This window comes from Mesorhizobium sp. M7D.F.Ca.US.004.03.1.1, assembly GCF_003998635.1.
Lineage (GTDB): Bacteria > Pseudomonadota > Alphaproteobacteria > Rhizobiales > Rhizobiaceae > Mesorhizobium > Mesorhizobium loti.
Window position 1 is genome coordinate 1 of record NZ_RZQG01001867.1, and the last position, 397, is coordinate 397.

The window sequence follows — 397 nt, forward strand, 5'->3', positions numbered from 1 at the left end:
GTCATGCAGTTCGCGGTCGCCTACTATCTCGAATGGCTTTCGGGCCTCGGCTGGTCCGGGAAAAGCAGGCCGGCTCACAATCCGGCACCGCCCGTCCATGCGTCCTTCGGCATGTCGTCGATGGCGACAAGAATGGGGCGTTGAGGCGTCAGGCGGCTCAGGCGGGCGAGGGGCCGGATGAGGCCCGCACCAGGAGTTCGACCGGCAGCGATTGCCGGCTGAACGAGCCGTCATTTTCAAGGATCGCCTTGACGGCAAGGCGGCCCATCTCGGCGATCGGCTGGACGATCGTGGTCAGCGGCGGGTTGGAAACCGCTCCTTCCGGAACACCGTCAAAGCCGACGATCGAAACGTCGCCCGGTACCGTGATGTCACGCTGCCGCAGCCAGTCCAATGC

1 protein-coding gene is annotated in these 397 nt (G+C 65.0%); it reads right to left on the bottom strand.

Features of this window, described 5'->3' with window-relative positions:
* Positions 1–157: 157 nt before the first annotated feature.
* A partial coding sequence (locus EN935_RS40440; protein WP_164771951.1) for a substrate-binding domain-containing protein occupies positions 158–397 on the bottom strand: 240 nt, incomplete at its 5' end.